Raw genomic sequence first — 17,488 nt, 5'->3', positions numbered from 1 at the left:
GTGGACGATCAGGCCGCGGCCAGGTCCTCGGCCCGGGCGACGACGCCGGGCATGCCGTGGATCGCGCCCAGCCGGGCGCACTCTGCCAGCAGACCGGCGGGATCGGCTCCGCACACCAGCGCGGCCTCGGCGGCGACCAGGCCGGCGTGCGCGACCACGGGACGCCAGTCCCGGCGCCGGGCCGCCGCGAGCAGCGGCGCCAGCACGGTGCGGGCCCGGTCCGGATCACCGGCGGCGAGCCACCCCCGCGCCACCCCGCAGTAGGCGTCGAGGCCGACGAACCACGCGTGCTCGCCGATCCGGGCGACGAGGGCGTCCGCATCGGCGAGCACCGCGTGGTCCTGCGGTGTCAGGGCGGCGAGTGGGCCGAGGCAGCGCAGCAGGTACGCGCTGGCGCCGTGCCGGCTCGCCCGCTCCCGCGCTGCCCGGAGGACGCGCACCGCCTCGGCGGTCTCGCCCCGCTCGGCCAGCGTGGCGCCCAGCAGCGCGTCGGCGTCGGCGATGTACCAGGGATGGGCCGTCTGCTCGGCGAGGCGGGCCGCCCGGCGCCCGTGCTCCTCGGCCTCGTCGAGCCGGCCTCGCAGCCGGGCGATCCAGCCGAGGTGAGCGACGAACCAGGACGCGGTCACCGGGTTGCGGCTGCGCCGGTTGATCTCCAGCGCCTCGTCGACGCAGGCCAGCGCGGCCGACCAATCGGCCGCGGCGATCGCCGGGAACGCCGACTCGAACACCGCCCACTGCAGCAGCTCGAAGTTCCGGGTGCGCCGCAGCAGCGGCACGAGCTCGGCCAGCACGGCGCGGAGCTCGGTCATGTCGCCGACGTAGGCGTGCGCGTTCTTCAGCCCGTCCAGCGCCGCGGCGAGCGCGTCGTCGGACGCGGCGGCGCGGGCCGCGCGGACCGCCCGCCGCCCCTGCTCCAGCGCGTCGCCGAACCGCAGGTCGTTGGTCGCCAGCACGGCCAGCCACCCCCGCAGACCCGCCTCGACGGCCCGGTCGCCGAGCCGCACGGCGATCGCGAGCCCCTCGGCGAGGTGCGCGACGCACTCGCTCATCGCCGCGCCGCCGGCGAGCAACGGATGGCCGCCGAGCGCCCGCAGCGCGTGCATCTGGGTTCGTTCGTCGCCGATGCCGCGGACCGTGGCGAGGGCGGCGCGGTGGTCGGCGGCGGCGTCGGCGAACCGGCCCGCCGCCTCGCGGGCCCGCCCGCGCAGCAGGTGCGCACGGGCCACCAGCTCGGCCGAGTCAGCGAGGCGGGCCTGGTCGAGCGCGCTGCCGAGGAGGGCGTCGGCGTCGGGCAGGGCGTAGCGCAGCAGCGCGCGCTCACCGGCCGTCAGCAGGGCCCGCGCTGCGCGTGGCCGGTCACCGACGGCCGCGGCGTGCGCGGCGACGGCTTCCGGTGAGTTCGTGAGCAGGTCGGCCGCTCGCCGGTGGTGGGCGACGCGCACGGGCTCGGCCGTCGTCGCGTAGAGCACCTCCTGGACCAGGTCGTTCACGAACTCGTAGCTGCGGCCGGACACGACGAGCAGCCGCGCCTGCACCGCCTGCTCGCACCGCTTCAGCGCGGTGTGCTCGGGCAGGCCGAGCACGGCGGCGACGACGGCCGGGTCGACGGCGGCGCCCAGCACGGCACCGGCCCGCAGCAGGTCCTCGATCTCGGGTCCGGCGCGGCGCACCCGGGCGAGGACGGCCGACTGCAGGGTGGCGGGCACCGCGGTGTCGCCGGAGCGCAGGCCGCGCAGCGTCTCGACGACGAACAACGGGTGACCGCCGGTGCGCTGCAGGATCTGCCCGGCCAGCCGAGCGTGTCCGGCGGCCGCGGCGAGCTCGCCCACCGCGGCCGCGGTGAGCGGCCCCAGCTCGATCCGCCGTCCCCGCGGGCCGAGCATGTCCAGCGCCGCGGCGCCCTCCTCGGAGCGCACCGCGACGACGACGAGGGCCCGGCACCGATCCGCCCGCCGCGCCAGGTAGTGCACGAGCTCGACGGTCGTCAGCCCGGCGTGCTGCAGGTCGTCGAGGGTGAGGAGGAGGGGACGGCGCCGGGACAACCCCCGCACCGCGTGGGTCACGGCCTCGAACGTACGCCGCAGGTCGTCGACCGAACCGTCGCGGCCGCCGGTCGCGGGTCCCAGGACGTCCTGCAGGACGGGCATCAGCTCGGCCAGATCGGTGGCGTACGGCCCGGCCAGGTCGCGCAGGTCCGCCGGGGGCAGTGCGGCCAGCGGTGGACCGAGGGCGTCGACCACGGGCTGCAGGAACAGGGAGCGCTCCGCGGTGTAGCACCGCGCACCCGCGACCAGCCCGCCGTCCGTGGTCACCCGCTCGGTGAGCTCCTCGAGCAGACGGGTCTTGCCGATGCCTGCTTCGCCGCACACCAGGATCAGGCTCGGACGACCGGTGGCGGCGTCGGACCAGGCCCGGTCCAGCGCGGCGAGCTCGGCGGCGCGCCCGACCACGCCGCTGCGGCGGGGGCCGGCCGCGGGCGCGGCCGGCTCGCTCACCGGTTGCCCGCGCAGCACCGCCAGGTGCACCGCCTGCGTGCGCGGATCGGGATCGGTCCCCAGCTCGGTGGCGAGCACCTCCCGCAACCGCGTGTACGCGGCCAGCGCGGCACCCGGGGCACCCGCGGCGAGGTGGGCCGACATGAGCAGCCGGCAGGCCGGCTCGTCCAGCCGGTCGGCGCGCACAGCTGCCTCGGCGGCGGCGATCGCGGCGTCCGAGTCCCCGGTGGCGAGGGCCGCGGCCGCGGCCGTGTGGCGCGCGGTGCGCAGCAGCGCCGCCGCTTCGGCCCGCACCGCGGCGACCCAGTCGCTGTCCGGCTCCCCGGGGAGGACCTCACCGGCCTCCAACAGCGCGATCGCCCGTTCGGCGGCGACCGCGGCCGGGCCCGGCGCGGCCGGCAGCCCGATCCGGGCGGTGGCGACGAGCCGTGCCGCAGTCCCGAGATCGGTCTCGACGTCGCCGAGCCGGTACCCGGTCCGGTCCCCGAGGACCACATCAGCTCCGAGCGCGGCGCGCAGCCTGCTCACCAGGGTGGCGACGTTCTCGGCCGGGCGGCGCGGCGGGGTGTCGCCCCAGAGCACCTCGACGATGCGCGGGACCCCCACCGTCCGGCCCCGCTCCGCGGCCAGCAGCAGCAACAGGCGCCGAGCCTTGCGGCTGCCGAGGGCGCCGCCGGGACCGGCCGCGGTGCCGAACGGCGGGCCGATCAGCCGAAGTGACACCTCGCCCATCCGGCCAGCGTCCTCGCGCACGGCGACGGTGGCCAGGGGCCGAACGGCGGCACGAGACCCGCCCACCGCCGGTCGGTATGGTGCGGCGATGGAGCGCAGGGAGGCCGGCGACCTGCCCGGATACATCCCGCCGATGCTCGCGACCGCGGCGAAGCGCCCGCCGCAGGGGCCCGGGTGGACGTTCGAGTTCAAGTGGGACGGGATCCGCGCCGTGGTCGCCGTCGCGGGGGAGCGGTGGCGGGCGCACAGCCGCAACGGCAACGACATCAGTGGCGGTTACCCGGAGCTGGCTGTGCTGCCCGAGCTGGTCGAGGGCCGGGTGCTCGTGCTGGACGGGGAGCTGGTGGTCCTCGACGCGGGTGGGCGGCCGGACTTCGGGCTCCTGCAGCACCGCATGCACATGCGCCCGCCGACACCGGACCTGCTCGCGCAGCTGCCGGTGCTCTACTACCCGTTCGACCTGCTCGTCCTCGACGGCGAGCGGATCACCGGCGCACCCTACGCGGAGCGCCGTGCCGCCCTGGCGGAGCTGGGGCCGGCCGCGCCCGGACGGGTCGTGGTGCCGCCGAACGTGGAGGGGCTACCCGCAGACCAGGTGCTGGAGGTGGCGCGCAGGCACGGCCTGGAGGGCGTCGTCGCGAAGCGGACCGCGTCCCGCTACGAGCCGGGCCGCCGCTCGCCGGCGTGGGTCAAGACCGCGTTGGTGCAGACCCACGAGGTCGTGGTCGTCGGGTGGCGGCCGGGGAAGGGGCGGAGGGCGAACGGGATCGGCGCACTGCTGCTCGCCGGCAACGGCCCGGACGGGCTGCGCTACCTCGGCGACGTCGGCACCGGGTTCACCGACCGCATGCTCGACGAGCTGGCCGCTCTGCTCGCCCCGCTACGGATCCCCGCGCCCGCGGTGGAGCGCATCCCGCGCGAGTTCGCCCGCGGCGCGGTATGGGTGCAGCCGGTGACGGTGGGGGAGGTGGAGTTCCGCAACTGGACCCACGACGGGCGGCTGCGGCACGCGGCCTGGCGGGGGCTGCGGCCGGACAAGGAGCCGGACGAGGTGACGGTGCCCTGATCGTGCTCGGGCTCCCATCTCCACGAACGCCGCTTTCGTGAGGAATGCTGCGCACGGAAGTGCCGTTCGTGGAGATGCGGGCTGGGCTTTCCGGGTGACCTGCCGCTACCCGGTCCACGGGCCCGTGATCGCGAACGTGGTGCCCGGCGTGTAGACGTTCACGAACAGCGTGCTGCCGTCCGGGGAGAACGTGACGCCGGCGAACTCGCCGTAGCCGTCGTCGACCTCCTGCCGGTTGCGCGCGAAGGGGTAGACCTCGCCCGCCCGGTCCACGCCGTAGACGTGCTGGCCGCCCGCGCCGTCCTCGCACACCATCAGCCCGCCGTACGGGGAGATCGCGATGTTGTCGGGGGACTCGCCGGGCAGCTCCAGCTCGGCGTCCGAGCCGAAGCGGATCTCCAGCACCAGCGCGTTCGCCGCCGGGTCGTAGCGCCACACCTGCCCGTGGTGCGACGCGGCCGCGCCCTCCCCGCTGCGCGCGTAGCTGGACACGACGTAGGCGCCGCCGTTGCCCCAGTACGCGCCCTCCAGCTTCTGGGCGCGGGTGATGCGCTCGGCGTGGTCCTGCATCCGGGTCGGTGTGCCCTCCGCCAGCGGGTCGGGCACCGGCACCCACTGGACGCCCTCGAGGACGGTCCCGGGTTCGGTCACCTCAGACAGGTCGGCGACGTCCGGCACCCGCAGCGCCTCCAGCCGCCCACCGGCCAGCAGGCTGCCCCGCCCGCGCAGCGGCCGGTCCGGCAGGTACCGGTAGATCAGCCCGAACGGGCCGGACGCGTCCTCGGTCTGGTAGACGATCCCGGTGCGCGGATCGACGGCGACCGCCTCGTGCCGGAACCGGCCCATCGCGGTGATCGGGCGCGGCTCGCGGTTGGCGGCCATGTCGAACGGATCGACCTCGAACACGAACCCGTGATCGCGCTCGTACCCGTCGTCGCCGGCGCGGCCCTCGCTCTCTTCGCAGGTCAGCCATGTGCCCCACGGCGTCGGCCCGCCCGCGCAGTTCACCGCGGTGCCCGCGAGGGCGACCCGTTCGCTCTGCACCGACCGGTTCGCGTCCAGGCCCAGCACCGTGCAGCCGCCCTTGGCGCCCGGGTCGTAGACCAGCCCCTCCACGCGGGGCACCGTGGTCGGGCTGTCGGGCTTGTTCTCGTGGTTGCGGACCAGCGCGAGCCGCCCGTCGGAGGAGGCGAACGCGGCCATGCCGTCGAACCGGCCGGGCACCCTCCCCTCGCCCGAGCGCAGCTGCTCGCCCTCCCGGCTCAGCACCGTGTAGCGGAAGCCCTCCGGCAGGTCGAGCAGACCCTCCGGGTCGCGCACCAGCGGCCCGTACCCGCCGCGCGGGGCCGTCGGCGACGGCGCGACCGGGCCGGGGTCGGGACCGCCCTCGGGGCCGCGGGCCGGCCCGGGTGCGCACCCCGCGAACAGCGCCGAGACGCTCCCCGTGACCGCGATCCCCAGCACCGCGCGCCTGCTGATCCCGGACATCCCGCCCCCTCCCTCAGACATCGGGTTCAACGCCCGACGAGCGCTGCGGTCGCGGCCCTTCGGCGAGGTGCGCCGAGTCAGAACGAGACCGCGGGGACCTGCTCGTGGCGCGCGTTCTCGGCGAGCATGGCGCGCAGCTGCCCGACGAGCCACTCGACGAGCTGGTCGCGCGGCACGGACCGGTCCTGCTGCCAGCTGACCGTGGCGCTCTCGGCGAGCGCGACCCAGCCGCGGACCGTCATCAGGAACAGCGGCGACGGGGCCGGGACCCCGCTGCGCTCCACGACCAGCCGCACGATCTGCTCGCGCACCCCGTCGACGAGTGCGGCCGTGTCCCCGCTCGCCACCACCGAGCCGCTGCGCAGCAGCGCCACGTACGCCTTCGCGTGCTTCTCGGCGACGTCGAGGAAGGCGTTGACGGCCGACCGCAGCTGGTCGAGCGGAGTGGCGCCGACCGGGTCGGCGATGCTCGCCCCGAGCTCCCGCACGATCGCCGACAGCGCCGCCACCCGCAGCTCCTCGATGCCGGAGAAGTAGCGGTAGAACAGCGCGCGCGACACGTCGGCCGCCCGCGTGATCTCGCGGACACCCACCTGCTCGGGCCCCACCGTGGCGAACAGCTCGAGCGTGGCTTCGATGAGGTGCTCGCGCCGGCGCTGCGGCGACATCCGGCGGGGTGGGTGGGCGACCATGACGATGATCGTCGCACCGCGGCGGGCGGAAGCCGACCATCTCCGGGCGTGTCCGGTGCGCGATGCGTCACCATCGGGTCACCGCGCGTGGACCCGGGGTAAGGGCTTTCTGCCCCTCGCGACACTGCCGCGTGACCCGCGTCACCCCGATCCTGGACATCGACACGGACGACGAGGGTCGACGACATCGGAGCAGGTCATGAGCGTGGCGACGGAGACGCTGACCGGACGCGACCGGGCCATCCTGCGGGCGGTCGCCGCGGGCCACGCCGAGCTGGGCGCGGGCTCGGTCCTCTACGTCGACGGCCGCTACTGCAGCGACCAGATCGCCGCCTGGCGCCTGACCGCCGCCGGTCTCATCCGCGCGGCCGAGGGCGCGACCGGCGAGCGGGTCCCCGCGGTGCTGGTGGGCTCCTTCTCGTGAACGCACCCCGCGTCGAGAACGAAGTCGTGGTGATCGAAAAGCCCTCTTGATCACCACAGGTTCGTTCTCGACGCGGTGCGGGCTTCGGGGTTCAGGCGTCCCGCAGGTCCTTCACCCGCTGGAGCTTGCCGACGGAGCGCTCCAGGGTGTCCGGGTCGACGATCTCGCACCCGACCGTCACCCCGATCGTCTGCTTCACCGCCTCGACGACCTCCGCGGCCGCGGCCGCGCGGCGCTCGGCGGGCGCGTCCGGGCGGGCCTCCACCCGCACGGTGAGCGCGTCGAGCCGCCCCTCCTTGTGCCGGACGAGCTGGAAGTGCGGGGAGAGCCCCGCGGTCCGCAGCACGATCTCCTCGATCTGGGTGGGGAAGAGGTTCACCCCGCGCAGGATGATCATGTCGTCGCTGCGGCCGGTGACCTTCTGCATCCGCCGCATCGCCGGGCGCGCGGTGCCCGGCAGGAGCCGGGTGAGGTCGCGCGTGCGGTACCGGATGATCGGCAGCGCCTCCTTGGTCAGCGAGGTGAACAGCAGCTCGCCCTCCTCGCCGTCCGGCACGGGCTCGCCGGTCTCGGGGTCGACGACCTCCGGGTAGAAGTGGTCCTCCCAGATGTGCAGCCCGTCCTTCGTCTCGACGCACTCCTGCGACACACCCGGCCCCATCACCTCCGACAGCCCGTAGATGTCGACGGCGTGCATGCCGGTGCGCTCCTCGATCTCGCGGCGCATCTCCTCGGTCCACGGCTCCGCGCCGAACACCCCGACCTTCAGCGACGTCGAGCGCGGATCGACGCCCTGGTGCTCCAGCTCGTCCAGGATCGTCAGCATGTACGTGGGCGTGCACAGGATCGCGTCCGGGGCGAAGTCGCGGATCAGCTGCACCTGCCGCGGGGTCATACCGCCCGAGATCGGCACGGTCGTCGCCCCGAGCGCCTCGATGCCGTAGTGCGCGCCGAGCCCACCGGTGAACAGCCCGTACCCGTAGGCGTTGTGCACGATGTGCCCCGGCCGCACCCCGGCGGCGCGCAGCGACCGGGCCATCAGCCCGGCCCAGTTGGCGATGTCGCTCTCCGTGTAGCCGACGACGGTCGGCCGCCCCGTCGTCCCCGACGAGGCGTGCACGCGCCGCACCTGCTCCCGCGGCACCGCGAACAGGCCGAACGGGTAGTTGTCCCGCAGATCGGCCTTCGTCGTGGTGGGGAACTTCGCGAGGTCGGAGAGCTCGCGGCAGTCGTCGGGATGGACGCCGGCGGTGTCGAACGCCTTCCGGTAGTGCGGAACGTTCTCGTAGGCGTGCCGCAACGTCCACTGCAGCCGCTGAAGCTGCAGCGCGCGCAGCTCGTCGACCGACATGCGCTCGGCCGGGTCAAGGGTGTCCGGTGCGGGCGGCTCCCCGAGTCGCGTCACTGCTGGGCTCCCTTCTTCTTCGCGACCAGCGTCAGCACGTCGTAGCGGGCGACCGACGTGCCGTCCTGGCGGGTGACGTCGGCGTCCCAGCGGACCTCGCCGTAGTCGGCGGTGTCGCGCGGGGTGATCTGCTTGCAGGTGAGCGTGACCGTCAGCGCGTCCCCGAACTTCACGGGCGAGAGGAAGCGCAGGTCGTCCACGCCGAAGTTGGCCAGCACCGGGCCCGGGTCAGGGTCGACGAACAGGCCCGCGGCCAGCGAGACGACCAGGTAGCCGTGCGCGACCCGCTCGCCGAACAGCGGGTTCTTCGCCGCGGCCTCGGCGTCCATGTGGGCGTAGAACGTGTCGCCGGTGAACTCGGCGAAGTGCTCGACGTCCTCCTGGGTGACGACGCGCGGCCCGGCGACGATCGTGTCGCCGATCTTGAGCTCGCTGAGGTCCTTGCGGAACGGGTGGACGTCGGTGACGGTGCGTGCCGAGCCCGGCACCCAGCGCCCGGTGATCGCGGTGAGCGTATCGGGGTCGGCCTGCACCGCGGTGCGCTGCATGTGGTGCAGGACCCCGCGCAGGCCGCCCAGCTCCTCGCCGCCGCCCGCGCGGCCCGGGCCGCCGTGCACCAGCTGGGGCAGGGGAGCGCCGTGCCCGGTGGACTCCTGCGCGTCGGCCTGGGTGAGCACCAGCACCCGGCCGTGGTACGGCGCCACACCCAGCACGACTTCGCGGGCGAACGCGCGGTCGCCGGTGACGACCGAGCCGGCGAGGCTGCCCCGGCCGCGGGCGGCGTAGTCGATCAGCTGCTCGGTCGCGGTGTACGGCAGGACCGTCGAGACCGGTCCGAACGCCTCCACCTCGTGCGGCTCGGCCCGTTCCGGGTCGCCGACCAGCAGCACCGGCGCCTGGTACGCGCCCGGACCGTCGGGTGCGGTGCCCTCGTAGGCGATGCGACCGGCGGCGGCGAGCGCCTTGATGCTGCGCCGCACCTCCTCGCGCTGCTCCAGACTCGCCAGCGCCCCGATGGGGGTCTCGGCCAGCTTCGCCGCCGCGGCCTCGACGACCGCGTCGACCCACTGCTCCGGCACGAACGCCCGGCGGATCGCGGTGCACTTCTGCCCGGCCTTCACCGTCATCTCGGTCACCAGCTGGCCGACGTAGAGATCGAACTCGGGCGTGCCGGGGCCGGCGTCGGGACCGAGCGCGGAGAAGTTCAGCGAGTCGGCCTCCGCGGAGAACCGCACGGCGTTGCGGACGATCACCGGATGCGCCCGCAGGGTGGCTGCGGTCGCCGCCGAGCCGGTGAACGCGACGAGGTCTTGACCGGTCAAGTGGTCGAACGCGTCGCCGAGCGAACCGGCGACGAACTGCCATGCGCCCTCCGGCAGGATCCCCGATTCGACGATCAGCTCGGTGAGCTTCGCGGTCAGGTACGCGGTGGGGCTGGCGGGCTTGACGACGCTCGGCATCCCGGCGAGGAACGCGGGGGCGAACTTCTCCAGCGGCCCCCACACAGGGAAGTTGAACGCGTTGACCTGCACCGCGACCCCGCGCAGGGGGGTGGCGACGTGCTGGGCGACGAACGTGCCGCCGCGCCCCGCCGGCACCACCGGGCCCTCGACGTAGACGGTGTCGTTGGGCAGCTCGCGGCGGCCCAGCGAGGCGTAGGCGTACAGCACGCCGATGCCGCCGTCGACGTCGAACCGGGAGTCGTTCTCGGTGGCGCCGGTGTGGGCGGACACCGCGTAGAGCTCTCCCCGGCGCTCTTTGAGGTAGCCGGCGAGCTGCTTCAGCAGCGCTGCACGCTGGTGGAAGGTGAGCGCGCGCAGCGCCGGTCCGCCGACCCGGCGGCCGTAGTCGAGCATCGCGGCGAAGTCGATGCCCGCCGAGGAGATGTGGGCGATCTCCTCGCCGGTGGTCGCGTCGTGGAGCGGGCGGCCTTCGTCGGTGGGGGTGTGCCACGCCCCGGTGACGTAGCTGCGCAACGCTGCGGACAAGGTGGGCCTCCAATGGCTCGACCGACCATTCGTTCGGGAACCTACCAGTGCGCTGCGTCACACGGAACAGCCCGGTGCGGCACGGGCAGCACCGGGCGTCCGGACGGCTGCGCGCCGATCGGGTGGTCCGCGGGAATCCGATAACGCCGCTGCCCCGTTCGGCGAGGCCTTCCGGTCGCCGAGGGGCGGCCATGAGTCGGGGAGGGATCATGAGCACAGCCGTCGGAACGGTGCCGGAGCTACGTGCAGCGATGCGGGGAGAGGTCGTCGTGCCGGGCGATCCGGGCTACGACGAGGCGCGGAAGGTGTGGAACGCGGACATCGACAGGAGCCCCGCCGTCATCGCCCGGTGCGCCACCACGGACGACGTGGCCACCGCGGTCGCCTTCGGTCAACTGGCGGGCCTGGAGATCGCCGTGCGGTCGGGCGCGCACAACGTCGCAGGGCGCTGCACGTGCGACGACGGGGTGATGATCGACCTCAGCGGGATGCGCACCGTGCAGGTCGATCCCGAGACGCGCAGGGCGCGGGTGCAGGCCGGGGCGCTGCTGGGGGATCTGGACGCCGCGACCCAGGAGCACGGCCTCGCTGTGCCGCTCGGGGCGATCAGCCACACCGGCGTCGGGGGACTGACGCTCGGCGGCGGCATGGGGTGGTTGACCCGCCGGTTCGGGCTCGCGATCGACAACCTGGAGTCCGCCGAGATCGTCGTGGCCGACGGGCGCGTGCTGCGGGCGTCGCGCGCTGAGCACCCGGACCTGTTCTGGGCGATCCGTGGCGGCGGCGGGAACTTCGGGGTGGTCACCGAGTTCGAGTTCCGGCTGCACGAGGTCGGGCCGATGATCGACTTCGGGCTGTTCTTCTGGCCGGTCGAGCAGGGCGTCGAGGCGCTGCGGCTCATGCGCGACGTCGTCGGCGGGCTGCCGCGCACGCTGAACGCGTTCATCGCCTTCACGAACGCGCCACCTGCCCCGTTCGTGCCGCAGGAGCACCACATGCGACCCGGGTACGCGCTGGTGCTGGCCGGGTTCGGCGACTCGGCCGAGCACGCCCGGGTCGCCGGACGGCTGCGGGCGGCGCTGCCCCCGCTGTTCGACTTCTGCACGCCTCTGCCGTACACGGAACTGCAGAAGGTCTTCGACGAGGGCACCGCGTGGGGCTACCACGCCTACGAGAAGACGATCGAGATCGACGACTTCACCGATCCGGTGATCGACGTGCTGGTCGAGCGGCTGCCGCAGAAGGCGTCCCCGCTCACCGTGCTGATCGCCTACCGCCTCGACGCCGCCTACACGGAGGTCGGCGAGGACGAGACCGCGTTCGGCGGTCGTCGCGAACCGCGCTGCGAGTTGTTCCTGTTCCCGATCTGCCCCGACCCGGACACCCTGGTCGCCGACCGAGCGTGGGCGCGCGGGTTGTGGGACGCGCTGCGTCCGCTGAGCCGCAGCATCGGCGGGTACGTCAACTCGATGTCCGGTGACGTGGAGGAGGAGCGCGTGCTGGCCGCGTACGGGCGGGAGAAGCTGGATCGGTTGGCGCAGATCAAGGCGGTGTACGACCCGGGCAACGTCTTCCGCAACAACGTGAACATCAAGCCCGTCTGACGGCCGCGGCCGGGCGCGCCGTGCGCCCGCCCCGGTCGCGCGAGTCTCGCGTCCCGTCGGGCGACCTCCGCGTCCAATCCGGGCGAGTCCCGCACCCGGCGCCGCGAGTCTCGCGTCCGGCACCACGAATCCCGCTGTGCGTTATGTGACTCGTGCGTGCGGTGCGGCGAGTCCTGCGTCGCAAGCGGCGAGGTGCGCGTTCGGTCCGGCCGATGTGCAGGACTCGCCCGACCGATCGCGGGACTCGCTCGCCCGCACGCGCGACTCGCCGGGCGGAACGCGCGACTCGCCGGGCGGAACACGGGACTCGCCGGGCGGAACGCGGGACGCGCGAGCCTGGCCGCGCGTGTTCGAACGCGACCGATCGTTCGGTCGGCCGCTACGCTGCGCTCCATGGGTGATGACAAGGTCGCAGAACCGGCCGTCGCGGCGGACCCGGCTCCCGCCGTGCTGCTGGCCAGGGACGAGGTCGATCCCGCGGTGGCGGTGCTGACCCTCAACCGCCCCGACACCTACAACGCGCTCACCCTCGAGCTGAAGACCGCGCTGCTGGCCGCGATCCGTGAGCTGGAGACCCAGGTGGACGTGCGTGCGCTGGTGCTCATCGGTGCGGGCCGGGCGTTCTGCGTCGGCCAGGACCTCAAGGAGCACGCCGCTGCGCTGGAGGCCGGTCCGGCCGCGGCGTTCGCCACGGTCGAGCAGCACTACAACCCGATCGTCTCCGGGCTGGTCGACCTGGCCTTCCCGGTGGTCGCGGCGATCAACGGGTCGTGCGTCGGGGCGGGGCTCGGGTTCGCGCTGGCCTGCGACCTGCGCATCGCCGCCGCGGGCGCGAAGTTCTCGACCGCATTCGCCGGCATCGGGCTCACCGCCGACTCCGGCCTGTCCGCGACGCTGGCGCACGCGGTCGGCGTGGCCCGAGCGACCGACCTGCTCATGCTCAACGAGTCGTTCACCGCCGAGGAGGCCGCGAACTGGGGGCTGGTCCGCCAGGTCGTCCCGGCCGACGAGCTGCAGTCGGCGGCGCTCGACCTCGCCCGCCGGCTCGCGGCCGGGCCGACGAAGGCCTACGTCGAGATCAAGCGAGCGGTGCGCCGCGGGGCCATCTCCGCGCTGCCCGACGTGCTGGAGGCCGAGTGGGCTGCGCAGACCCGGCTGGGCGCCACGAAGGACCACCAGCGGGCGGTGGCGGACTTCCTCGCCAAGCGCACCCCCACGTTCACCGGTTCGTGAGGCACGGCATGACGACGAGCACGGGCCGCCGCCCGCGCCGCCCGGCCAACGGGCCGGGCTCGCTGCTCGAGGTGTGCGTCCTCGAGTTCACCACCCGCGGCTACGACGCCACCAGCATGGAGGACCTCTCCCGCGCCGCGGGCATCACGAAGTCGTCGTTCTACCACCACTTCCCCAGCAAGGAGGCCCTGTTGCGGGCCGGGCTGGAGGTGGCGCTCAACGGGTTGTTCTCCGTGCTCGACGAGCCCGGCGCGAAGACCGGCACCCCCGTGCAGCGGCTGCGGCACATCGTCACCTCGCAGGTGGCGGTGCTGCAGCGGGAGCTGCCGTACGTGCGGCTGCTGCTGCGGGTGCGCGGCAACACCGAGACCGAGCGGTGGGCGCTGGAACGTCGCCGCGCCTACGACGCCCACATCGCGGGCCTGGTCCGGGAGGCGATGGAGGCGGGGGAGCTGCGCGCCGACGTCGACCCGACGCTGGCCGCGCGGTTGCTGTCCGGCCTGGTGAACTCCGTGGCCGAGTGGTACCGGCCTGGGCATCCGCGCAGCGCCGAGCTGCCGCAGCAGGTCGCCGACGCCGCGTTCTCAGGCATCCTGCCCGCGCCCTGACCAGCGCAACCACCTAGCCACTTGCGGACTTGCAACCCGTGCGGCATCCTCAAACCGAACGAACATTCGGTCGAGGAGGACCCCGTGGACGACCTGCAGGCGCAGTTCGACGCGACGATCGCCGCGGACCAGCGCATCGAGCCGCGGGACTGGATGCCCGAGGGCTACCGCCGCACGCTCATCCGTCAGATCGCCCAGCACGCCCACTCCGAGATCATCGGCATGCAGCCGGAGGGCAACTGGATCCTGCGCGCGCCCACCCTGCGCCGGAAGGCGATCCTCCTGGCCAAGGTCCAGGACGAGGCGGGCCACGGGCTCTACCTGTACTCCGCGGCCGAGACCCTCGGCGCCGACCGCGCCGAGCTCACCGAGCTGCTGCTCGCCGGCAAGCAGAAGTACTCCTCGATCTTCAACTACCCGACGCTCTCCTACGCCGACGTCGGCGTGATCGGCTGGCTCGTCGACGGAGCCGCGATCTGCAACCAGGTACCGCTGTGCCGCTGCTCCTACGGCCCCTACGCACGGGCGATGATCCGCATCTGCAAGGAGGAGTCGTTCCACCAGCGGCAGGGCTACGAGCTGCTGATGGCGATGATGCAGGGCACCGACGAGCAGCGGGCCATGGTGCAGGAGTCCGTGAACCGCTGGTGGTGGCCGTCGCTGATGATGTTCGGCCCGCCCGACTCCGATTCGCCGAACACCCAGCAGTCGATGGCCTGGAAGATCAAGCGGCACAGCAACGACGAGCTGCGCCAGCGGTTCGTCGACATGACGGTGCCGCAGGCCGAGGCCCTCGGCGTCACGCTGCCCGACCCGGACCTGCGCTGGAACCCCGAGCGCGGCCACTACGACTTCGGCGAGATCGACTGGTCCGAGTTCAAGGCCGTGCTCGCCGGCGCCGGACCGTGCAACGCCCAGCGGCTCGCGCACCGCCGTCGCGCCCACGAGAACGGCGCCTGGGTGCGGGAGGCCGCGGCCGCGTACGCGGAGAAGCACGCGCGCAAGCAGGAGGTGGCGGCGTGAGCAGGCGGGACTGGCCGCTGTACGAGGTGTTCGTGCGCAGCAAGCGCGGCCTCAACCACGTGCACGTCGGCTCGCTGCACGCCGCCGACGACGAGATGGCGCTGCGCAGCGCCCGCGACATCTACACCCGCCGCAACGAGGGCGTGAGCATCTGGGTCGTCCGCTCCGACGCGATCACCGCGTCGAGCCCGGACGAGAAGGACCCGTTCTTCGCCCCGGCCGGCGACAAGGTCTACCGGCACCCGACCTTCTACACGATCCCGGAAGGGGTGCCGAACCTGTGACCGTCTTCGACGCGCTCTCCGATGCTCGCGACGAGCACGGTCAGTGGGCCTTCGGCACCGGCATCGAGGACGTCGCCACCGAGATCACCGCGCCCGTCCCCGACGGTGTGGACGCCGCCGACCTCGCCGAGTACTGCCTGATGCTCGGTGACGACGCGCTCGTCTGCGGCCACCGGATCTCCGAGTGGGTGTCGAACGCGCCCGAGCTGGAGGAGGAGGTGGCGCTCGCCAACACCGCGCTCGACCTCATCGGCCAGGCCCGCCTCCTGCTGTCCCGCGCCGCCCACCTCGGTGCCGGCGCCGACGAGGACGAGCTGGCCTTCCAGCGCAACGAGGACCGGTTCCGCAACGTCGCGCTCGCCGAGCTCACCGACGACGGCGACTTCGGCCACGCGATCGCTCGTCTGCTGCTGTTCTCCTCGTGGCGGCTGGCGCTGCTGCAGCGGCTGCTCGGCTCGCGTGACCCGGTGCTGGCCGCCGTCGCCGAGAAGGGCGTCAAGGAGGTCGCCTACCACCGCGACTACGCCGCCCGCTGGACACTGCGCCTCGGCGACGGCACCGAGCAGTCGCACCGGCGCATGCAGGCCGCACTGGACACCGTGTGGCCCTACGTCGAGGAGCTCTACCGCGTCTCCGACGTCGAGGAGCGCCTGATCGCCGCCGGTGTCGCGGCGAACCCCGCCGAGACCCGCGCCGACGTAGACGCCGTCCTCGACGAGCTGCTGCCGCAGGCCACCCTCACCCGGCCGGATCGCCCGCCGCGCGGCACGGTCCGCGGCCGCGCCGGCCGGCAGGGCGTGCACACCGAGCAGCTGGGCCACATGCTCGCCGTGATGCAGAGCCTGGCCCGCCAGCACCCGGGGGCGAAGTGGTGAACCGGACGACACCGGTCCGCTCGCGCGCCTGGGAGATCGCGGCTGCGGTGCGCGACCCCGAGATGCCCATGCTGACGCTCGCCGATCTGGGCGTGCTGCGCGACGTGACCGAGGACGGCGACCGGGTCACCGTCACGATCACCCCGACCTACTCCGGCTGCCCCGCGCTCACCGAGATGCGCGCCGACCTGCAGCGCAGCCTCACCGCCGCCGGGTACCGCGACGTCGAGGTGCGCACGGTGCTCTCCCCGGCCTGGTCCACCGACTGGATCACCGAGGACGGCCGCCGCGCGCTCGCCGAGCACGGCGTCGCCCCGCCCGGCCCCGCTCCGCGCCGCGGCGGACCGGTGCCGCTCACCCTGCTCCCGCCGTCCGACGTGGTGCGCTGCCCGCGGTGCGGATCACCCGCCACCGAGGAGACCTCGCGGTTCGGCCCCACCGCCTGCACGGCGCTGCGCCGCTGCACTGCGTGCCGCGAACCGTTCCAGCACATGAAGGAGCTGTGAGTGGCCCGCTTCCACAAGCTCACGGTGGCCGACGTCGAGCGGCTGTGCGACGACGCCGTCGCCGTCACCTTCGCGGTGCCCGACGACCTGCGCACCGAGTTCGCGTTCCGGCCCGGCCAGTACCTGACGCTGCGGCTGGTCGTCGACGGTGTGGAGGAGCGGAGGTCGTACTCGATCTGCGCACCGGCCGGGGCCGCTCCGCGCGTCGGCGTGCGGCGGGTGGACGGCGGCCTGTTCTCCGAGTGGCTGGTCGACCGCCTGCAGCCCGGCGACACCGTCGAGGTCGCTCCGCCCGCGGGCCAGTTCACCCCGGACCTGACCCGGCCCGGCCACCACGGCATGATCGCCGCCGGCTCGGGCATCACCCCGGTGCTGTCGATCGCCGCGACCGTCCTGGCGAACCCGGAGTCGGCCGTCACCCTCATCTACGGCAACCGCCGCACCGACACGGTGATGTTCGCCGAGGAGCTCGCCGACCTGAAGAACCTGCACGGCCCCCGGCTGCAGCTCATCCACGTCCTGTCCCGCGAGCCGATGGCCGCGGAGATCTTCTCCGGCCGGCTCGACGCCGACCGCCTCGGTCGCATCCTCGACCACCTCGTGCTCGTCGATGACGTCGACGAGTGGTGGCTGTGCGGCCCGTACGGCATGACCACGGGCGCGCAGGAGGTGCTGCGCGCCCGCGGGGTCGCCAAGGAGCGGGTCCACCGCGAGCTGTTCTACGTCGACGAGCCACCGCCCGCGGTGCACCGCGCGGAAGCCACCGTGTCGGGGGAGACCAGCGAGGTCACCGTCGTGCTCGACGGCCGGTCCACCACGCTCACCCTGCCGCGGGCCGAGACCGTGCTCGACGCCGCCCAGAAGGTGCGCGCCGACCTGCCGTTCGCCTGCAAGGGCGGGGTGTGCGGCACCTGCCGGGCCCGCGTGCGCGAGGGTGAGGTCCAGATGCGGCGCAACTTCGCGCTGGAGGACGACGAGATCGCGGCCGGCTTCGTGCTCACCTGCCAGAGCCACCCGGTCACGGCGTCGGTGACGGTCGACTACGACGCCTGACTAGGCTCG

Annotated in this window: 15 protein-coding genes; 10 read left to right on the top strand and 5 right to left on the bottom strand. The window is 73.8% G+C overall.

Annotated features, from left to right (window positions below; translation table 11 throughout):
- Nucleotides 1–8 precede the first annotated feature (8 nt).
- Nucleotides 9–3,230, bottom strand: coding sequence for an ATP-binding protein (locus BUE41_RS13255; protein ID WP_073457386.1), 3,222 nt, complete (start codon nucleotides 3,228–3,230; stop codon nucleotides 9–11).
- 88 nt (nucleotides 3,231–3,318) lie between these two features.
- On the opposite strand from BUE41_RS13255, the gene ligD reads away from it, so the two are divergent.
- Nucleotides 3,319–4,296 (top strand): non-homologous end-joining DNA ligase, encoded by a 978-nt coding sequence (gene ligD, locus BUE41_RS13250; protein WP_234997228.1) that lies wholly within the window; start codon nucleotides 3,319–3,321, stop codon nucleotides 4,294–4,296.
- Between the two features lie 105 nt (nucleotides 4,297–4,401).
- Here the strand turns inward: ligD and BUE41_RS13245 are convergent, their stop codons facing one another.
- Both BUE41_RS13245 and BUE41_RS13240 read right to left on the bottom strand, forming a co-directional pair.
- Nucleotides 4,402–5,784 (bottom strand): alkaline phosphatase PhoX, encoded by a 1,383-nt coding sequence (locus BUE41_RS13245; RefSeq protein ID WP_200803882.1) that lies wholly within the window; start codon nucleotides 5,782–5,784, stop codon nucleotides 4,402–4,404.
- A 77-nt stretch (nucleotides 5,785–5,861) separates the two neighbouring features.
- Nucleotides 5,862–6,476: a TetR/AcrR family transcriptional regulator gene (locus BUE41_RS13240; protein WP_234997226.1), complete on the bottom strand. Its 615-nt coding sequence runs from the start codon at nucleotides 6,474–6,476 to the stop codon at nucleotides 5,862–5,864.
- Between the two features lie 199 nt (nucleotides 6,477–6,675).
- On the opposite strand from BUE41_RS13240, the gene BUE41_RS13235 reads away from it, so the two are divergent.
- The gene (locus BUE41_RS13235; RefSeq protein WP_073457383.1) at nucleotides 6,676–6,900 is read left to right on the top strand and encodes a hypothetical protein; all 225 of its coding nucleotides are present in this window, start codon (nucleotides 6,676–6,678) and stop codon (nucleotides 6,898–6,900) included.
- A gap of 91 nt (nucleotides 6,901–6,991) precedes the next feature.
- Here BUE41_RS13235 and paaK read toward each other — a convergent pair whose 3' ends face one another.
- On the bottom strand, nucleotides 6,992–8,251 hold the full coding sequence (gene paaK / locus BUE41_RS13230; protein WP_084754899.1) for a phenylacetate--CoA ligase PaaK: 1,260 nt from the start codon (nucleotides 8,249–8,251) through the stop codon (nucleotides 6,992–6,994).
- Between the two features lie 50 nt (nucleotides 8,252–8,301).
- A complete protein-coding gene (gene paaZ, locus BUE41_RS13225) occupies nucleotides 8,302–10,293 on the bottom strand; it encodes a phenylacetic acid degradation bifunctional protein PaaZ (RefSeq protein ID WP_073457381.1) in 1,992 nt (663 codons plus the stop codon).
- A gap of 209 nt (nucleotides 10,294–10,502) precedes the next feature.
- Between paaZ and BUE41_RS13220 the strand changes: the two genes are divergently transcribed.
- The 8 genes from BUE41_RS13220 to paaE all read left to right on the top strand — a co-directional run bounded on the left by BUE41_RS13220 (nucleotide 10,503) and on the right by paaE (nucleotide 17,479).
- Nucleotides 10,503–11,897 carry an FAD-binding oxidoreductase gene (locus BUE41_RS13220; protein WP_073457380.1) on the top strand — a complete coding sequence of 465 codons (1,395 nt, stop codon included), beginning with the start codon at nucleotides 10,503–10,505 and terminating at the stop codon, nucleotides 11,895–11,897.
- A gap of 393 nt (nucleotides 11,898–12,290) precedes the next feature.
- Nucleotides 12,291–13,130 (top strand): enoyl-CoA hydratase/isomerase family protein, encoded by an 840-nt coding sequence (locus BUE41_RS13215; protein WP_073457379.1) that lies wholly within the window; start codon nucleotides 12,291–12,293, stop codon nucleotides 13,128–13,130.
- Nucleotides 13,131–13,138: 8 nt separating this feature from the next.
- Complete coding sequence (locus BUE41_RS13210; protein WP_073457378.1) at nucleotides 13,139–13,738, top strand: TetR/AcrR family transcriptional regulator; 600 nt, start codon at nucleotides 13,139–13,141, stop codon at nucleotides 13,736–13,738.
- Between the two features lie 84 nt (nucleotides 13,739–13,822).
- Entirely contained in the window at nucleotides 13,823–14,761 is a 939-nt protein-coding gene (gene paaA, locus BUE41_RS13205) for a 1,2-phenylacetyl-CoA epoxidase subunit PaaA (protein ID WP_234997224.1), read from the top strand.
- Nucleotides 14,758–15,045 (top strand): 1,2-phenylacetyl-CoA epoxidase subunit PaaB, encoded by a 288-nt coding sequence (gene paaB, locus BUE41_RS13200; protein ID WP_073457377.1) that lies wholly within the window; start codon nucleotides 14,758–14,760, stop codon nucleotides 15,043–15,045. Before paaA ends, paaB begins: the two co-directional genes overlap by 4 nt.
- Nucleotides 15,042–15,920 carry a 1,2-phenylacetyl-CoA epoxidase subunit PaaC gene (paaC, locus tag BUE41_RS13195; RefSeq protein ID WP_073457376.1) on the top strand — a complete coding sequence of 293 codons (879 nt, stop codon included), beginning with the start codon at nucleotides 15,042–15,044 and terminating at the stop codon, nucleotides 15,918–15,920. The genes paaB and paaC overlap by 4 nt, the downstream gene beginning before the upstream one ends.
- A complete protein-coding gene (gene paaD / locus BUE41_RS13190) occupies nucleotides 15,917–16,426 on the top strand; it encodes a 1,2-phenylacetyl-CoA epoxidase subunit PaaD (RefSeq protein WP_143172131.1) in 510 nt (169 codons plus the stop codon). The genes paaC and paaD overlap by 4 nt, the downstream gene beginning before the upstream one ends.
- Nucleotides 16,427–17,479: a 1,2-phenylacetyl-CoA epoxidase subunit PaaE gene (paaE, locus tag BUE41_RS13185; protein WP_073457374.1), complete on the top strand. Its 1,053-nt coding sequence runs from the start codon at nucleotides 16,427–16,429 to the stop codon at nucleotides 17,477–17,479.
- Nucleotides 17,480–17,488 lie beyond the last annotated feature (9 nt).

Source organism: Pseudonocardia thermophila, from assembly GCF_900142365.1.
GTDB classification, from domain to species: domain Bacteria; phylum Actinomycetota; class Actinomycetes; order Mycobacteriales; family Pseudonocardiaceae; genus Pseudonocardia; species Pseudonocardia thermophila.
The sequence above is the reverse complement of the archived record's forward strand: the minus strand, read 5'-3'. Positions and strand labels throughout refer to the sequence as shown.